We start from the raw sequence: 18281 nt of genomic DNA on the forward strand, positions 1-18281 counted from the left end.
GTTTACCTCCTTTCATTATGGTGTAAAGCGACTGAATTTAAGTGGTCCGTGAAATATCTTTTCAGCTAATGAATCACTATGACGAATGTATTGTTCGTAAGGAGGGATCGTGTTGACATACATAAGCCAGATTGCACCTTTTTGATCCATAATTGTGGAAAGTTCTAGTTCAAATAACGAAGAATAAGACTGATCTAGTGTTTGGAATACTTCATTTATAATGTCGTGTAAAGCGTCGTGCAATAGTTGCACACCTGTACTAGATAGTACGTATTTAATTTTTGAAAATGAATGTAATGAATCATCGTCCGTTGTTGAGGGTAAAAGCTGATTAGGAAATGAGCTTTTTTGTATAAATTGACCGATAACATTCCAAGTTTGTTCTTTGTTTTTTTGCAAAATGGTTCGAATGTGCAGTGGATATGTTAATTGATTTGGTGGTTGTAGCATAGTGTGCGCTATGTAACGTGATGAACGTATGTTAGATTTACACCAAGATATAAATTCGTCTGTGCGTTTGATTGGAATAGAAGTATGGTATTTTTCATTTACTGTATCGATCTGAAACGTTTTATTTTTGTAAGCGACTCGATATAAGTTATCTTTAGAATGTATATTAGTGGGGCGTATAATAATATCTTTAGTTTTTAACAACAGTTTGAAAATGTTTTGTATCGTCGCAATTTCAAATTTTGGTATATAAGGAGACAGTTTTTTATTAGTGAGAAATAAATCATGTAGTTCACTTGAATTAATAAGTGTGTTATTTAAAAAGGTAGTGGAAGGACGATTGTGCAAAGAGTGAATAATTGATTTTACTTTTTCAAAGTTTGTTTCCTCTTGAAAAGAATAACGATCATATATATAAGAAGGAATAGGGAATGTTTGCTTTTTCCATTTTCCTGTATCTGTATCGTAAATAAGACCAGAAACAAGGTCTGTTTTAGGATCAATACAAAATGGCGTAAACTGGGCAACGACATTATGATAAAGCCGAGCGCGTTTAGCGATTTCGGTGTAATACGTTTGCTCATAATGAAGTTTAGAAGTTAAAAGGCCGAGAACCAACGAAATCACTCCTTTACTACTATTTGCATAATAGGCGAAGCTATATATTGCAAATACGTTTTTATACCATTATACTTTTGTCCGTATGATGATATGCTATAGTTTTGGAGAAGTGAAAGGTTGATTGTAATGAATATATGGTTAAATATGTTAACGACGACAGGACTCGGAGCAATTATTGGAGGATATACGAATCATTTAGCGATAAAAATGTTATTTCGTCCTCATCGTCCTATTTATATCGGAAAGTTTCAAGTTCCATTTACACCAGGGTTAATTCCGAAGCGGCGTGATGAACTTGCTGTTCAATTAGGAAAAATGGTTGTAGAACATTTGTTAACACCAGAAGGAATCGGAAAAAAGCTAACAAATGAAGAGTTTCAAAAAGGTTTAATTCACTGGGCGCAAGTGGAAGTGGATAAAGTAATTACGAATGAACAATCACTGCGATATATGTTAGAAAAATGGAATGTAGCACATGTAGAAGAAGAAGCGACTCGAAAAATCGAACATGTGATTACAGAAAAAATTCATGCATTTTTAGCAGAGTATTATACATATACATGGAAACAGGCTTTACCTCATTCTGTACATGAAAAGATAGAGAATGCGATTCCGAATGCCTCGGCGTTTATTTTAGAGCGAGGAATTAGCTTTTTTGAAAGTGAAGAAGGGAAAGCGCGTCTTTCAAAAATGATTGATGATTTCTTTGCTTCTCGTGGAACGCTACTTAACTTAGTTGGGATGTTTTTAGGAAATGTAAGTGTTGAGGATCGTGTGCAGCCAGAAGTTATTAAGTTTTTAGGGCAAGATGCTACAAAGCAGCTTTTAACTGACGTACTGCAAAAAGAGTGGGAAAAGTTAAAAGGAAGAGATGTAAAAGAATTAGAAGCATTTGTAGAGAAAGAAATGATTGTAAGCTCCGTGCTGTCAGCAGTTAAAGTAGAGGAAACAGTGAGTAAGTTTTTAAATCAATCTGTTCAGCAAGTATGTGAACCAGTTCGAGAAACAATTATTGAAAAAGTGGTTCCAAGTGTAGTAACGAAAGGCTTAAAGTGGGGAACAGAAAACGTAGAGAGTATACTAAACAATCTACACCTTGCGGAAATTGTCCAGCAAGAAGTGTCTACATTCTCAACAGAAAGATTAGAAGACTTAGTTCTGTCTATTACGAAAAACGAATTAAAAATGATTACGTATTTAGGAGCGTTATTAGGCGGAATGATCGGGCTCGTACAAGGATTGTTACTATTGTTTCTTAGATAATAAGGTGAGTACATAGAAATAAAAGTGAAATTTCTTCACATCTCTTGCATAGTTTGATATGGTAAGAAGAGGTGCGTATGTAAATGCACTGAAAAGGCAGTGCGTATGAAAAGCGCTAGCCTTCTAAAGGAGGAAAAATAAAATGACAAAGAACATTCATGATGTTGCATATGAATTACAAAAAGCAATCGCTGAAAACGATGACTTCAAAACTTTAAAAGAGAGCTACGCAGCAGTTCAAGCTGACACAGCTTCAAAGAACTTATTCGATGAGTTCCGTACAATGCAACTTAGCCTACAACAAAAAATGATGCAAGGCCAAGAAATCACTGAAGAAGACAACCAACAAGCACAAGAAGTTGTAGCTCGCATTCAACAAGATGCTAAAATTACAAAATTAATGGAAACTGAGCAACGCCTAAACGTTGTAATCGGTGACGTTAACAAAATTATCATGAAGCCACTTGAAGAATTATATAGCGCGCAACAACAAGCGTAATAGTGGAAGACGCTCCTAGTTTAGGAGCGTCTTTTTTGTTTAGGGAATTTAATAGTTATATCACAAAAGCTCCCTTTCAAAATAGCCATTTCTTATTGATTATTTTGAAAGGGATATGTAACACATCGGTTAATTTTTTTTATTGCTGTTAATTAAAGTTTTAATATTTTTTTCGTTCAAAAACTTTTCAATCTCTTTTTGTTTCCTCCCATTTATTTTCTCAAGGCGTTTCGTAAAAGAAAAATTGGCCTTGAATAAGTTACCATCTTGGGCGAGTTTGTCTAATTCTTGATCTAGCTCTACGAAAATATCCGTAGATGATGACATAAATTCATAGATTTCTTTTGAAGGTTTTTTATAATCATTAGGTAAATTATTATTACTAATAAACTCATGGAAATTCATATCGTTTTGTTTCGCTAAATCAATTAGTTTTTGTAATTTTTCTCGGTCAGATTCAGTGAAATTCTTATCAGAATTTGTTGAAGCGAGAGGAATTATATTTTCAGATAACTCCCAACTATAATCTATATAATTTTTTATATTTTGTCTCATTTCGTCTTCACTAATATTTTCATTTTTCTTTGAGGAACTAAATATATTTTCTGGAACTTTAATAGCAACATCTTTGATAGATTGTACATCATTTTTTTCCTTAGGCTGTACACTGTTTGAACAAGCTGATAGAAATAACATTGTAAGTAACATGAGTGGGTATAAAATATAATTTTTCATCTTAATCTCCTTTTGCATTAGTGTCGTTGCAAAATAGCTACATTCCATTTCAAATATTTAACTAAAGCTACGTATAGATGTTTTATTATTTGATAACATATGACTGATATTAGTAAGCCGATGCAAAAGGCTATGAATACATTGTAAACATCGGAATAACTGATTTGATGAAACCCTTTAAAGAATCCTAACCCTATTAATAATATAGGTGAAATAATTAATAACGGTGTAGCAATTATAAGTGCTAGAAGAAGCGGTAATAGAAAGAGTAATACGAAAAAGGCGATAATGATAAATATAAAGTTTAAAAGACTTAAGCTCATAACAGAAAACAGTGCTGTCATAATGTTTTTTAGGCTGCGTTTCTTGTCAGCTTTACTGATTACATATGAAATATTAAGTTCTTTAGCGATAGTTTTAGGGTTTCCTAGTTTTTTAGAAATTTTCTCTTCAGATATTCCATCTTGTTTACCACTAATAAAATGAGTTTCGTACTCCGAGATAATATCCTCCTTTTCTAAATTAGGCATATTCCGTAGGGAAGAACTAAGTTGCTCTAAAAATTCACTTTTGTTCATAATAATCACTTTCCTTTATAAAATGATAAATTACAGCTGAGAATCCTATCTTTTTTCTAAACAGCACACACAATCTATATTTACTTTTTGAAAGGCGATATACTAATCGTAAATAACATTCCAAATAATGGTTATTCCATTATTTACAAATATATCACTTGCTATTATTCTTTGCAAGGTACTATAAATTTGTTAATAATGTGAATAGGTGGAAGTATTTTTGTACATTTTTAGAAGAGATATAAAAATGTTATTTTAAGATAAACAAAAGGTTGTAAGCGCATTCTTTAAATCTTGTCAAAATAATATCGAATTCATATTGTTGGAAAAATAATGCATTTGTAATATAATGATAAATGATAATTCACCACATTAATTAACTAGGTGAAGTTAAAATCTTTATTACACACATTATGAAATAAAGGGTGATTAGTTTTGAGTACAGGTGTAAAAGCAAACGACGTGAAGACAAAAACAAAAGGAGCAGATCTTGTTGTTGATTGTTTAATTAAACAAGGTGTTACACATGTTTTCGGTATTCCAGGAGCAAAGATTGACTCTGTATTTGATGTATTGCAAGAAAGAGGACCAGAGTTAATCGTTTGTCGTCATGAACAAAATGCAGCATTTATGGCAGCTGCTATTGGTAGATTAACAGGGAAACCGGGCGTATGTCTTGTAACTTCAGGACCAGGGACATCAAATTTAGCGACAGGTCTTGTTACTGCGAATGCGGAGAGTGATCCCGTTGTTGCTTTAGCTGGTGCAGTACCGCGTACGGATCGATTAAAACGTACGCATCAATCTATGGATAATGCTGCACTATTCGAACCAATCACAAAATATAGCGTAGAAGTAGAGCATCCTGATAATGTGCCAGAAGCACTTAGTAATGCATTTCGAAGTGCGACTTCCACAAATCCGGGAGCTACTTTAGTAAGTCTTCCGCAAGACGTTATGACTGCGGAAACAACTGTAGAGTCTATCGGTGCGCTTTCTAAGCCGCAGCTTGGAATCGCTCCCACAAATGATATTACATATGTAGTAGAAAAAATAAAATCAGCGAAATTACCAGTTATTTTACTCGGTATGAGAGCGAGCACAAATGAAGTGACGAAAGCTGTTCGTAAATTAATTGCGGATACAGAACTTCCTGTCGTTGAAACATATCAAGCAGCTGGTGCGATTTCACGTGAGTTAGAAGATCATTTCTTCGGCCGCGTTGGATTATTCCGTAACCAACCAGGTGATATTTTACTAGAAGAAGCAGACCTTGTTATTTCTATCGGTTATGATCCAATCGAGTATGATCCAAAGTTCTGGAATAAACTTGGCGACAGAACGATTATTCATCTTGACGACCATCAAGCAGATATCGATCATGATTACCAACCAGAGCGTGAATTAATTGGTGATATTGCCTTAACGGTAAATAGCATCGCAGAAAAGTTACCGAAACTTGTGTTAAGTACGAAATCAGAAGCAGTGTTAGAACGATTACGCGCGAAATTATCAGAACAAGCAGAAGTTCCAAATCGTGCTTCAGAAGGTGTTACGCATCCACTTCAAGTGATTCGTACACTTCGTTCTTTAATTAGTGACGACACAACCGTTACATGTGACATCGGTTCCCATTCTATTTGGATGGCGAGATGTTTCCGTTCTTATGAACCACGTAGATTATTATTTAGTAACGGCATGCAAACGTTAGGTGTTGCACTTCCTTGGGCAATCGCAGCGACTTTAGTAGAACCAGGTAAAAAAGTAGTTTCCGTATCAGGTGACGGTGGTTTCTTATTCTCAGCGATGGAGTTAGAAACGGCGGTACGTTTAAATTCTCCAATCGTCCATCTTGTTTGGAGAGACGGCACATATGATATGGTTGCATTCCAACAAATGATGAAATACGGCAGAACATCAGCTACAGAGTTTGGCGATGTTGATCTTGTTAAATATGCGGAAAGTTTCGGGGCGTTAGGTCTTCGTGTTAACACGCCTGATGAATTAGAAGGTGTATTAAAAGAAGCATTAGCAGCAGACGGCCCTGTCATTATTGATATTCCAATTGACTATCGTGACAACATTAAATTAAGCGAAAAATTATTACCAAACCAATTAAACTAATGGAGGCAGATTTGAGATGACTGTTGCGCAATTAATTGATATTGATGCAAAAAAAACGAAAATGAGTAATGAAGTATATCAAACATCTACAATGCTTGCGCTATTAGATGGTATATATGATGGTGTGATTAGCTTTGAAGATTTGAAAAAACATGGTGATTTCGGCATCGGCACATTTGATCAATTAGACGGTGAAATGATTGCATTTGATAATGGATTTTATCATTTACGTTCAGACGGTTCAGCGGAAAAAGTAGAGCCAGAAGAAACAACGCCGTTTGCAACTGTAACGTTTTTTGAAAAAGAAATGAGTTATACGGTAGAGCGTCCGATGAATCGTGAAGAAGTTGAAGCGTTATTACATGAATTAATGCCAAGTAAAAACTTATTTTACGCTATTCGAATGGACGGTACGTTCCGTGAAGTAAGAACGAGAACTGTTCCAAGACAAGAAAAACCGTATACACCACTCGTTGAAGTGACGAAATCGCAACCAATCTTTTCGTTTGAAAATACAGAAGGTACGCTTGCTGGATTTTGGACACCAGATTACGCACAAGGTATTGGGGTAGCTGGATTCCACTTACATTACATTGATGATGAAAGAAGCGGAGGCGGACATGTTTTCGACTATGTTGTAGAAAACTGCACGATCCAAATTTGTCAAAAAGCTCATATGCATTTAGCACTTCCAGAAACAGCAGATTTTATGGCGGCTGAATTATCAAGAGAAAACTTAGAGGATAATATTGCAACTGCGGAAGGTGCAGAGTAAGAGGGAAAGACTGTTCCATTTTGGAACAGTCTTCTTTTATTCGTAATGTTATTATTTTTCGATAAATCGATATTTCTTGTCGAACCGTTGATATCGCTTACTTCTTTGAAACAAACGGATGTCCCTCATAATAAAAACGCCACGGATAATGTACAGCTTCTTCTGCATAGTCGATATTAATACGAGGTCCTGCTGTTATTTTATATTGTGATGATATGTGTTCTTCTTTTGGAACTAATTCAATATGTAACGTATCACTTTGTAACGATACACCGCGTTCTTCTAAAGTAATTCCGAGGGCACGGCATAGTTTGCCAGGACCGTTCGTTAAATTTTTGTACTGCGCTTTTGTAATTTCGGTCTTATTGTAGCGCGCTAGTTTTATTTCTTCTATTCCATCTACCGGCTCAAGAGCTCGAATGAGAACACCTTGCGGGGTGCCCACTGGCGCTGTAATAACGTTAAAGCAATGATACATACCGTAAATTAAATATACGTAAGCATGCCCTGGTGCACCAAACATAACTTCTGTGCGATCTGTTCGTCTGCCTCCGTAACTATGTGCGGCCTTATCATCTGGGCCTTTATATGCTTCTACTTCTACAATGATTCCGCTTCGCTTTATTCCGTCTACAATATGAACAAGTTTTTGCCCGAGTAATTTTTTTGCGACTTCTAACGTATCGCCTTCATAAAAGGAAGGAGGTGCCTGCATTGTACTATCTCCTTTACTAAGTGTATATGTATATAGTAAACCAAATTTTCAGTAGTAATTCTAACTCGTTCTATTTATCGGGTTTATTTCATAAATTATGGATAGAGTACAACAGCGAAGAGGGGGAGTGCGACATGATTTATCGCTTACTAGCTCTTAATATAGATGGGACACTACTATACAACAATGGAAAAATTGCAAAAGGATTAAGAGAAACAATTGAATTTGTAAAAAGAAAAGATGTATACGTTACGTTATTTACGAGTCGTAATTTTCAATCCGCTCATAAAGTAGCAAAGGCGTTAAAATTAGATTCTATATTAGTGACACATGGTGGTGCTTTCGTTTCAGCAACGTTAGATAAGCCGCACGTTCAAAGAAGATTATCTGAAGAGAAGACTTTTAACATTGTGCAAGTGTTAGAGCACTTTGATTGTAACGTACGTATTTCTCATGAACGGTTTTCAATCGGAAATCGTGAGAGAAATACACCAAACTTAATTGCGCGCACTGTATTATCAAGTGCAGACCCGTTATTTTATCCAGTTCAATTTGTAGATTCGTTAGGTGATGCGCTTCGTGACCATCCGGTAGCGGCGCCAAAAATTGATGTTCTTTTCCAAACTAAAGGTGAAAAAGAACGCGGGCTAAATACATTAAGAAAAGCATTCCAAGATGTAGAGTATGTTGAATGTGATTCAAAACGAATAGAAATTTTACCGCAAAATGTATCAAAGTTACGTGGATTACAATTGCTTGGAGAGCATTTAAATATTTCGCTAAATGAAATGGTTGCGATTGGAGATAGTATGGAAGATTTAGAGGTTATTGAAAACGTGGGACTTGGGGTAGCGATGGGGAACGCGCCTGTAGAATTAAAGCAAGCAGCAGATTGGATTACACGTTCAAATAGCGAAAACGGTGTAGAGTATATGATTAAAGAGCATTTCCGTAAGCAATTCCCGCTTCCGTTTTTGAAGAATCATAAAAATACACCGAAACGATGACAGAAAAACGTAGCTTTTTGGCTACGTTTTTTTGTTTATCTTATTAAAAACAGTGAAAGCGTTTTAAAATATGAATTGTGTATGAAATCTATACAATTCACTTGAATCCTTTAGAAAACTAATGTAAAGTGGATGATGTTGCCAAAACAGTTACACCACATGAAATATTCTTCAGATTAATTTTATTGGGCTCCCATACGTAAAAGTATTTCCGCATGACAGTTTAGTTCACGTATTATTTCAAAAATGAATTGTAGCAATCTTATTAAGTAGTTGTAGTGTTTCTTTGTTTTATTTAAATGGATTATTTTAAGTTAATGTGAGTAAGGTTTGGTACATATGATATGTACTTCTTTTTGTGGTTTTAGGAAGTTTAAAAGGGGGAATGAATTTCTTGAGGAAATCATTTAATCAAAAAATTAAAAAGTTAAGTAGTAGTTTAATAGTTGTATTACTAATATGTATGAATTTTTTAATCCATTTACCATTTAAAGCAGAGGCAGCTACAACAGAATTAAAAGGTTTAGGTGATGTATCTTATTACAACGCCATCATTTTTGGAGATCATAGTGCAACGAGTGCGGATATTGAAGGTGCGATGGCTGTTCAGAAAAATATGAACGCATCAAGTTATACAGTCGTAGCGGCTGCAACTGGAGCAAATAACTTAGCTGGAGCAACTTGGGTAGATGAAGGATATCCATCATTATTACTAGGCGGTCAATTTACGAAAGCGGGAGCAGGACAAGTAATTATTCAAGATGGAACAGTGGCGATGACAAAAGACGGTGACCCAGATGGCGCAATGAAAACATCATATGACCGTATCTCTTATAAAGAGCAAGCGGAGATTGATGCTAAGTTTAAAGAATTTAGAAAAGACGTTGATAGCGTAATTGAGGATGCGGGCCAATTACATACTGATAAACCAAAATCGGGTATGACCTTTGGAATCGGTGAAGATGTAAAGAATCCTAATATTTATGTCTCTTCAGGATTAGAAGGGCAAGAACCATTCAATGTAAAGGATGTTTATCTTCCAAATGTAAGTAACAAAGATTTTATTGTTATTCATTCAGATGCAGAAGAAGTTAATTTTGGTGGCGGTGCAATCCTGTATGATACGACAGATAAGGGCGGGTTCACATTAGTTAATACCTCTCAAGCATATGACCCTAATTCCTTCTTCACTGAGTTAGCTAGTAAAGTCATTTGGGTGTTCCCTAATGCTAAAAAGATAACAACTAAAGGATATGGTGTAGTAGGTAGTGTGTTTGCACCTAATGCAGTTGTAGAAACAAAAGGTGGTTCTATTAATGGACAAGCCTATGTTGGAGGATTACACCAAAGAGATGGTTTTGAGGTTCATAACTTTAAATTTAACTGGCCAAAGTGGAATAAGCCAGCAGCTGAAAAAGGACATTTATAAATTAAAAAAGTTGATGAAAACGATGAAAATATTGTTTTAAAAGACGCAAAATTTGATGTTATAGACAAAGATAATAACGTTGTGGCTACTGTTACAACAAACGAAAAGGGTATTGCGGAAGTTAAAGATTTACCACTTGGTGACTATTTTGTAAAAGAAATAAATGCACCAGAAGGATATATAAAAGTTGATACACCAGTCAAAGTAACAATTGATAATACAAACGTAATTGAACTTGTTATGAAGAATACGAGAAAAGTAGAGAATGGCCAATTTAAATTATTGAAAAAAGATAGTGAATCTGGTCAACTTCTACCAGGTGCAAAATTTGATGTTATCGATAAAGATGGGAAAGTTGTGGAAACAATTGTTACAGATGATAAAGGTGAAGCCTTATCGAAACAACTTCCAGTTGGAAGCTATACATTAAAAGAAGTAGAAGCACCGAAAGGATATGAATTATCATCTAGTTCAGTTTCTGTTGATGTAGAGGCCAATAAAGTAGTGACTGTAGATGTGGTGAATAAAAAGATCCCCGAAAAAGTAACGGGTCAATTCGAAATCGTGAAAGTAGATGCGGAAGATAAAACGAAAGTATTATCAGATGCAGAATTCGAAGTGTATAAAGATGGTAAAAAAGTAGATACGTTACGAACAGATAAAACTGGTAAAGTAGTTTCACAGAAATTAGAGCCAGGAAAGTACACATTAAAAGAAACGAAAGCACCACAAGGATATAAGTTGTTAAAAGAAGAAATTGAAGTCGTTGTGGAAGCAAACAAAGTAGTAGAAGTACAAGTAGAAAACGCAAAAGAACTAGGAAGCTTACAAGTAATCAAAAAGGATTCGGAGAGTGGAAAAGTTCTAGCAGGTGCAGAATTTAAATTAAAGAACGAAGCTGGTCAAGTAGTTGGAGAAGCGAAAACAACGAATAAAGACGGTGTTGTGAAATTCGAAAACTTAGTGCCAGGAAAGTACACGTTAGAGGAAACGAAAGCGCCGGAAGGTTATAAAGCGTTAGAAGTAACAGTAGAAGTAAATGTTGTAGCAAATGAAGTAGTAAAACAAGAAGTTATGAATGAAAAAGTGAAAGAAGAAATTACAGGTCAATTAGAAATTACAAAGGTAGACGCTAATAATACAAATAAAATATTAGCAGGCGCAGTGTTTGAAATTTGGAAAGACGGAACAAAAATCGACACATTAACAACAAACAAGAGCGGTAAAGCGACTTCTAAGAAGTTAGAACCAGGAGATTACACTTTAAAAGAAATCCAAGCGCCAGAAGGATATACTTTATCCGATAAGGAAATGAAATTTACGATTTCTAATGAAAAAATTGAAGTTGTAAAGCTTCAAATTACAAATGAAAAAGATACAGAAAAAGGTCCGGAAAAACCAGGTGAAGGAACAGAGAAGCCGGGTGAAGGAACAGAAAAGCCAGGTGAAGGAACAGAAAAGCCAGGTGAAGGAACAGAAAAGCCAGGCGAAGGAACAGAAAAGCCAGGTGAAGGAACAGAGAAGCCAAGTGAAGGAACAGAGAAGCCAGGTGAAGGAACAGAAAAGCCAGGCGAAGGAACAGAAAAACCAGGCGAAGGAACAGAAAAACCAGGTGAAGGAACAGAGAAGCCAGGTGAAGGAACAGAGAAACCAGGTGAAGGAACAGAAAAACCAGGTGAAGGAACAGAAAAACCAGGTGAAGGAACAGAAAAGCCAGGTGAAGGAACAGAAAAGCCAGGTGAAGGAACAGAGAAGCCAGGTGAAGGAACAGAAAAGCCGGGTGAAGGAACAGAAAAACCAGGTGAAGGAACAGAGAAGCCGGGTGAAGGAACAGAAAAACCAGGTGAGGGAGTAGAAAAACCTAATTTACCAGAAAAAGGACAAGGTTCTTCTAATAATCAACAACTTCCAGCTACAGGACACAATACGAATTACGTTCCATTCATCGGTTTTATGCTTCTGCTATTAGGAATACGTTTAAGATTCATGGCTAAAAATAGCTAAAAGATGTATAAAAGGCATCAGAGATATATAATCTCTGATGCCTTTTAAGTGAATACAGATAAAATGAAAATATCTATATGGAATGATAAATATGTTAAGCTTCAATTACGCTAAGCATTCTGTTTATAAATGCAGCTGCGTGTGCACGTTGTGATGGTCCTTTTGGTACGAATTGATTAAATTCATTACCTTTTACAATTCCGTATCCATACACTCTTTGTACTTCTTCTTTAGCGTAAATTAAGTTTTGGTCTACGAATGGTAGTTCAACTTGTTTTGCAAAAATACCAGCGTGTTTTAGAGAACGATCGATCATAATAACAGCTTCTTCGCGTGTAATTGTAGTATTTGGATCAAATGTATTATCACCACGTCCGCGGATTATACCTGCGCTTGCTGCACGATTAATACCGTCTCTTAACGATGGGTGTACTTGTTCTAAGTCTGTGAAATTAGCATTTCCACTTGGTAATTGTAAAGCACGAGTAATTAGTGTAGCAAATTCAGCACGCGTTACAAGACGTTCTGGGAAGTACTTGCCGTTCCCTTCTCCTTGCATAATGCCTCTAGCTGCTAATTGACGAATGTCTTGTTCATACCATCCACCTGTAATGTCATCAGTTACGGGATTTTTTTGATTTTCCTTATAGTATGTTTCAGTTCCTTTTAAGAAAGCATCCCATTGTCCGCGTTGAATCATAAACGCAGGGCAGTTTTTTCCTGACCAAAATTGGTGTTTTTGGACCTTATCTAGAGAAATATTTAAGTCGTTCATTAAATAAGCTGCCAATTTACGGGCATTTTCTACCGCTTTTTCATAGTTTCCATCTTGATTAACGGCAATTTCAATTCCGATAGATTCATAGTTTCCAGTTTTATTTCCAGCATGCCATCCAACTTCATTTACTGGAAGATGTTGGTAAATCTCTTTATCATCTACTGTGAAATGCCAAGATGCGGCGCGATCAGCTGTTCCGCGTGCTTGATTATCTAAGAATTTTGCATGATTTAGAGCATTGGCACCCTTCGCTGTATTAGCTGTTTCGTGAATCGTAATATATTTAGGTACCATCGGGTAGCCAGGGCGAATATCGTCATTTCCTTTTGGGACAATCATTTCTTTAAATGTAACGCCATAAATATTGTTTGTTTGTAGAGCTTCTGGCGATCTCAATAAACTATTTTTAGCAGTACGACTGTTTTTTAATAATGAAGCTTTTGTACCTTCAAATGTAGCAGAAGGTGCATAAATCCATTTTGCTGTTTCATTTATTTGGACTTTAAACCAATTTCCAGCTTGTTCAGTAGGAGTTATGACTTGTGGCTGTAGTTTCCCTTCTTCTTTAAATGATTGGAACGGAAGGGCATGTATGGAAGCTTCTTCTTTTACGATTAATTTTTGATTAGATAGTTTATGAATCTCTTGAACTTCTAAGCTATTATCATTGTTATCTATCCATCCAGCGCCAGTTGGCGTCGTTATGTAATAAGCATTTCCTTTTTTCTTTGTCGCCGTTACGACTTGTTCTGTAATCTCGATATTCGATTTGTTTTTTAAATCATTCGCGGTATATAATGAATGTTTTTTTGAAGTGTATAGTAGGAATTGGCTAGTAACCTCGATATCTTCTTCATGAGTACTATGCTCATTAACATGCTCTTTAATACTTTTAAAAACTTGATCTTCCGTATATACTTCAGCGGATTTTTCAGCACTCTCTGCAAATGAATAAGTAGGTGCAAGAACAGTTTGTAATGCAAGAGAGAGAGTTAAAACACTATAAAATTTCTTTTTCATATTTTTTTTAACACATTAGATTATGGAATCTAGTGTTAACATTCCTCCTTTTTATATTGTATTTTCACTATGTATCGATTTTAGTACTAATAAATTTTAACAAGAGAAAATCATGATGTCTATATACATGAGCGATATTCATAAAAAGAATTATTTGAAAAAATGTAAGAGATACAGGTAAAACCTTCTGTATTGACCTGTAAACGCCCTTCAAGTAAACTAAAGAGAGTTTGCAAATGAAAAGGTGATAATGTTGTTAATTTCAATTAAAACGTTACAAGATGATCGTTTTTTACGTCCGCTACAAAATATTGGCGGCTTATTTTTTGAAGATAGTACGATTGGATTTGAACAAGAGGAAGCAAATCTTATCGTTGATATACACATTGAGGATAATGTGAAAGCATCCGCTCGATTAACGGATGTTAGCACAGGAAATGTGTATGAAGAAACATTCTCGAAAGATTTATCTGCTTTCACAGATGAAAAAGAGCGTATGAAGCAAGTGAAGCATGTTGTTTCTTATGTATATCTTTCTGTTCTTCAGCAGTTAACTGGTATTGAACAAAGCTGGGGTATTTTAACGGGAGTACGTCCGACGAAACTTCTTCATAAAATGCTTCAAAATGGTATGTCAAAAGAAGAAGCGCATCAAGAGCTTCGTGAAAGTTATTTAATTCATGAAGAGAAAATTGAACTTCTTCAGCGCATTGTTGATTGCCAATTAGCAGTTGTTCCGGATTTATACCGTTTGAAAGAAGAAGTAAGTATTTATATCGGTATTCCGTTCTGCCCAACGAAATGTGCATATTGTACATTCCCGGCTTATGCGATTAATGGACGCCAAGGCTCTGTTGATTCGTTCTTGGGTGGTTTACATTATGAAGTTCGTGAAATTGGTAAGTTTTTAAAAGAAAAAGGTGTAAAAGTTACGACGATTTATTACGGCGGCGGTACACCTACAAGTATTACAGCAGAAGAGATGGATATGCTGTATGAAGAAATGTATGAAGCGTTCCCAGATGTGAAAAATGTGCGTGAAGTAACAGTTGAGGCAGGTCGCCCAGATACGATCACGCCAGCAAAGCTAGAAGTTTTAAATAAATGGAATATTGACCGTATTAGTATTAATCCGCAGTCATACCATCAAGAGACACTAAAAGCAATTGGACGTCATCATACTGTAGAAGAAACAATTGAGAAATACCATTTAGCTCGTGAAATGGGAATGAACAATATTAATATGGACTTAATTATTGGTCTTCCTGGTGAAGGGTTAGATATCTTCAAACATACGTTAGATGAAACAGAAAAGTTAATGCCAGAATCATTAACAGTTCATACGTTATCATTCAAACGTGCTTCTGAAATGACGCAAAACAAACGTAAATATAAAGTAGCAGGTCGCGAAGAAATTACAGCGATGATGCACGAAGCAGAAGAGTGGACGCAAAAGCATAATTACGTACCATATTACCTATATCGTCAAAAGAATATTTTAGGTAACTTAGAGAACGTTGGTTATGCAATGCCGACGCAAGAAAGTATTTACAACATTGTCATTATGGAAGAAGTACAATCAATTATCGGACTTGGTTGTGGTGCATCAAGTAAATTTGTTCATCCGAAGACAGGAGCAATTACGCACTTCGCAAATCCGAAAGATCCAAAATCATATAACGATGGCTTTGTGAAATATACAGAAGATAAACTGAAAATTTTAGAAGAGCTATTTGCATAAGAAGAAAGAGGTTGTTCCGAGTCGGAACAACCTCTTTTTTATCCTGCAGTAACGGGCGGTCCGATTATATCTTGTCAGTTTTTGTCGGTAAGTCGATATATTCGAAAAATCGCTGATATAATTCGAGTTGCGCTGATATATTTTGAAAATCGCTGATATATTTCAAGTTACGGTCGATATATCTGGAAAATCGCCGGTATAATTTCATTTACCGTCTAGCGGTACCGTATGTAAAACTATGTCGATAATAATCAGAAAAATTAGTCAAAACATTAAAGGACAATGTCTACTTATGGACGAAATGATAGATTTATGAAAGAGAAAAGGGGGAAATTGTTGGCATGTACATGACGATAGGGAGAATTTTTGATTTATCAGTTGGTAAGTATCCGAATAAAGAGGCGTTAGTGGAACCTGAAAAGAATATTCGCTGGACGTATAAACAGTGGGATGAACAAATAAATAAAACAGCGCACGCTCTATTAGAAGAAGGGGTAAGAAAGGGAGATACTGTATCTGTTTACTTATATAATTGCCGTGAATTTGTAAACGTTTACTTAGCCTGTGCGAAAATTGGAGCGATCTTTAACCCGATTAATTTCCGCTTAAAAGCAAAAGAAGTATCTTATATTCTTCAGGACGCATCCTCGAAAGTCGTTGTCTTTGAAAAAGCAGTTGAGTCAACTATTGCTATAATTGAAAGAGATTTTCCAAATACATCTTTTTGGTCTATAGAAAACGATAAACCTTCCTATGCAAGCTCCTACCATGAAAAAGTGAATGCAGCATCTTCTGAGAAAGTAAATATCGAAATTGATGAAATGGATTATTGTTCAATGCTTTATACGAGCGGTACGACAGGTCATCCGAAAGGCGTATTACATCGTCATCGCGAAATGACTGAGCATAGTATGATTTGTACGTATTTCCTTAAATATAATAGAGATAGTGTAGGGCTTGTTGTGGCGCCTTTATATCACTGTGGTGAATTAAATGCTGGAATCATACCACGCATTCAAGTTGGTGGAAAGAATGTTATTTTGCATCATTTTGATACAGAAACAGTATTACATACGATTCAAGAAGAAAAGATTACGACGTTCTTTGCAGCGCCGACGATGTGGAATATGTTGTTGCAAAAAGATTTAGCTCAGTATGATTTAACTTCGATGAAGATTGGTATATACGGCGGAGCAGCAATGGCACCGGCGTTAGTAAAAGAATGTAAAGAACGTCTTTATATTGATCTTGTTCAAATATACGGAATGACAGAAATGGGGCCAGTTGTTGCGTTTCTCGTAGAGGAGGATCAAATTACGAAAGCTGGTTCAGCAGGCACGCCATGCTTTAGCCATGAAGTTCGTATTGTGAAACCGAACGAGGATGCACCGGCAGAACCAGAGGATGTATTACCTCCTTATGAAGTGGGAGAAATTATTTTGCGCGGCCCAACTATGATGGCTGGCTATCATAATCGTGAAGAAGCGAATAAAAAATCGATGTATAAAGGATGGTATCATTCGGGTGATCTAGGCTATTTTGATAAAGACGGTTATTTATTCGTTGCTGATCGCGTTGATGATATGGTAATTAGCGGTGGCGTAAATATTTATCCTCGTGAAATTGAAGATTTCCTTCATAGTCATCCTGGTATATTAGATGTGGCGGTACTTGGTGAGCCAGACGAATTATGGGGAGAGCGTGTTGTGGCAGTTATTGTGAAGAAAGATGAAACAATAACAGAAGCTGATTTAGAAACGTATTGCAAAGAAAGTGATGAACTAGCAGATTATAAACGTCCGCGTCATTATTTATTTGTAGATGAACTCCCTCGTAATGCGAGCGGGAAGTTGCAGAAATTTGTGCTGAGGGAGTCATTGAAAGGTGCGAAAAAATAAAAAATGAAGGATACCCCATATCTATGGGGTACCCTTCATTTTTCTATATTAAACAGAAGAAACAATATCTTTGTTAATTCTCATTTCTTCTTGGTGAAGGTTAATTAGCGCATTTGAAATAAGGTGGAAAAACAAAGTGGATGTAATACAAAAAAGAAAAGACACCTTAAGGTGCCTCTCTCCGACTTGAACCATTTCATTTCATACGAATCTATCCGTATTACCATTACCCCTTTGTTATGAGTGTAAACACATACTATAAAGCAGAATCGTCTATATACACTAGATTGTTAGTTCACAAAAGACAAGAGATTTGAGATCAATATTGAAGTGACGCCACATCCCCTATAATAATTGATATGTTACGCCTTTTAAAAGAATCTGCTTTATAGAACGTGCCCACAAGTTATATTTTACTACATGTAATATTCATTTAGTGTATTTTTTGATGAATATGTATAATTACATAAACTGTATGAAAAAAAGAGAGTATACTCTGATGTTGTGTAATAAAGATAAAGCCCGCCTACGGAATGAAGTGACCCCCGAAAGTTAGACAGGTCGTTTCATTAGGCAGCCTCTAGGGTATGAGCCCGGTATTGTACTGGGCTCATACCCTTTAATTTTGCCTTAATTCTTTTATG

At 35.9% G+C, this 18281-nt stretch carries 13 protein-coding genes and 1 pseudogene; 8 read left to right on the forward strand and 6 right to left on the reverse strand.

All coding sequences use genetic code 11. The features are described from left to right. Positions 1-15: 15 nt before the first annotated feature. The gene (locus tag ACS2CR_RS19820) at positions 16-1068 is read right to left on the reverse strand and encodes a YheC/YheD family endospore coat-associated protein (protein WP_053512542.1); all 1053 of its coding nucleotides are present in this window, start codon (positions 1066-1068) and stop codon (positions 16-18) included. 129 nt (positions 1069-1197) lie between these two features. Here ACS2CR_RS19820 and ACS2CR_RS19825 point away from each other — a divergent pair, with 129 nt between their 5' ends. Continuing rightward, entirely contained in the window at positions 1198-2334 is a 1137-nt protein-coding gene (locus ACS2CR_RS19825) for a DUF445 domain-containing protein (RefSeq protein ID WP_140159913.1), read from the forward strand. A gap of 142 nt (positions 2335-2476) precedes the next feature. Further along, a complete protein-coding gene (locus ACS2CR_RS19830) occupies positions 2477-2833 on the forward strand; it encodes a YlbF/YmcA family competence regulator (protein ID WP_000164610.1) in 357 nt (118 codons plus the stop codon). A gap of 129 nt (positions 2834-2962) precedes the next feature. On the opposite strand, the gene ACS2CR_RS19835 is transcribed toward ACS2CR_RS19830, so the two are convergent. Next, on the reverse strand, positions 2963-3568 hold the full coding sequence (locus ACS2CR_RS19835; RefSeq protein WP_053512540.1) for an NDxxF motif lipoprotein: 606 nt from the start codon (positions 3566-3568) through the stop codon (positions 2963-2965). A gap of 17 nt (positions 3569-3585) precedes the next feature. Then, positions 3586-4146 carry an HAAS signaling domain-containing protein gene (locus tag ACS2CR_RS19840; RefSeq protein ID WP_053512539.1) on the reverse strand — a complete coding sequence of 187 codons (561 nt, stop codon included), beginning with the start codon at positions 4144-4146 and terminating at the stop codon, positions 3586-3588. 435 nt (positions 4147-4581) lie between these two features. On the opposite strand from ACS2CR_RS19840, the gene alsS reads away from it, so the two are divergent. Further along, positions 4582-6270 carry an acetolactate synthase AlsS gene (gene alsS, locus ACS2CR_RS19845; RefSeq protein WP_023521267.1) on the forward strand — a complete coding sequence of 563 codons (1689 nt, stop codon included), beginning with the start codon at positions 4582-4584 and terminating at the stop codon, positions 6268-6270. A gap of 16 nt (positions 6271-6286) precedes the next feature. After that, positions 6287-7045, forward strand: a complete 759-nt coding sequence (gene alsD / locus ACS2CR_RS19850; protein ID WP_000215008.1) for an alpha-acetolactate decarboxylase — start codon at positions 6287-6289, stop codon at positions 7043-7045. 97 nt (positions 7046-7142) lie between these two features. Here the strand turns inward: alsD and ACS2CR_RS19855 are convergent, their stop codons facing one another. Next, positions 7143-7760 carry a DNA-3-methyladenine glycosylase gene (locus ACS2CR_RS19855; protein WP_016109307.1) on the reverse strand — a complete coding sequence of 206 codons (618 nt, stop codon included), beginning with the start codon at positions 7758-7760 and terminating at the stop codon, positions 7143-7145. 134 nt (positions 7761-7894) lie between these two features. Here ACS2CR_RS19855 and ACS2CR_RS19860 point away from each other — a divergent pair, with 134 nt between their 5' ends. Both ACS2CR_RS19860 and ACS2CR_RS19865 read left to right on the forward strand, forming a co-directional pair. After that, complete coding sequence (locus ACS2CR_RS19860; protein WP_016109308.1) at positions 7895-8767, forward strand: Cof-type HAD-IIB family hydrolase; 873 nt, start codon at positions 7895-7897, stop codon at positions 8765-8767. Positions 8768-9152: 385 nt separating this feature from the next. After that, positions 9153-12200: pseudogene (locus ACS2CR_RS19865) on the forward strand (SpaA isopeptide-forming pilin-related protein). A gap of 94 nt (positions 12201-12294) precedes the next feature. Here the strand turns inward: ACS2CR_RS19865 and ACS2CR_RS19870 are convergent. After that, positions 12295-13998 carry an S-layer homology domain-containing protein gene (locus ACS2CR_RS19870; protein WP_000726535.1) on the reverse strand — a complete coding sequence of 568 codons (1704 nt, stop codon included), beginning with the start codon at positions 13996-13998 and terminating at the stop codon, positions 12295-12297. A gap of 250 nt (positions 13999-14248) precedes the next feature. Between ACS2CR_RS19870 and ACS2CR_RS19875 the strand changes: the two genes are divergently transcribed. Together ACS2CR_RS19875 and ACS2CR_RS19880 are read left to right on the forward strand one after the other, a co-directional pair. After that, on the forward strand, positions 14249-15739 hold the full coding sequence (locus ACS2CR_RS19875) for a coproporphyrinogen III oxidase (RefSeq protein ID WP_001999181.1): 1491 nt from the start codon (positions 14249-14251) through the stop codon (positions 15737-15739). 341 nt (positions 15740-16080) lie between these two features. Then, complete coding sequence (locus tag ACS2CR_RS19880; RefSeq protein WP_000282000.1) at positions 16081-17637, forward strand: fatty acid--CoA ligase; 1557 nt, start codon at positions 16081-16083, stop codon at positions 17635-17637. A 569-nt stretch (positions 17638-18206) separates the two neighbouring features. Here the strand turns inward: ACS2CR_RS19880 and ACS2CR_RS19885 are convergent. Further along, positions 18207-18281: IS3 family transposase (locus ACS2CR_RS19885; RefSeq protein WP_142309144.1), on the reverse strand; the 75-nt coding region annotated here is incomplete at its 5' end.

Origin of the sequence: Bacillus cereus group sp. BceL291 (assembly GCF_051776705.1) — a bacterium.
GTDB classification, from domain to species: domain Bacteria; phylum Bacillota; class Bacilli; order Bacillales; family Bacillaceae_G; genus Bacillus_A; species Bacillus_A cereus.

Coding starts and splice junctions, on each gene's coding strand:
- ACS2CR_RS19825 (WP_140159913.1), top strand. CDS start 1,198: ATGAATATATGGTTAAATATGTTAACGACGACAGGACTCGGAGCAATT.
- ACS2CR_RS19830 (WP_000164610.1), top strand. CDS start 2,477: ATGACAAAGAACATTCATGATGTTGCATATGAATTACAAAAAGCAATC.
- ACS2CR_RS19835 (WP_053512540.1), bottom strand. CDS start 3,568: ATGAAAAATTATATTTTATACCCACTCATGTTACTTACAATGTTATTT.
- ACS2CR_RS19840 (WP_053512539.1), bottom strand. CDS start 4,146: ATGAACAAAAGTGAATTTTTAGAGCAACTTAGTTCTTCCCTACGGAAT.
- alsD (WP_000215008.1), top strand. CDS start 6,287: ATGACTGTTGCGCAATTAATTGATATTGATGCAAAAAAAACGAAAATG.
- ACS2CR_RS19855 (WP_016109307.1), bottom strand. CDS start 7,760: ATGCAGGCACCTCCTTCCTTTTATGAAGGCGATACGTTAGAAGTCGCA.
- ACS2CR_RS19860 (WP_016109308.1), top strand. CDS start 7,895: ATGATTTATCGCTTACTAGCTCTTAATATAGATGGGACACTACTATAC.
- ACS2CR_RS19870 (WP_000726535.1), bottom strand. CDS start 13,998: ATGAAAAAGAAATTTTATAGTGTTTTAACTCTCTCTCTTGCATTACAA.
- ACS2CR_RS19875 (WP_001999181.1), top strand. CDS start 14,249: ATGTTGTTAATTTCAATTAAAACGTTACAAGATGATCGTTTTTTACGT.
- ACS2CR_RS19880 (WP_000282000.1), top strand. CDS start 16,081: ATGTACATGACGATAGGGAGAATTTTTGATTTATCAGTTGGTAAGTAT.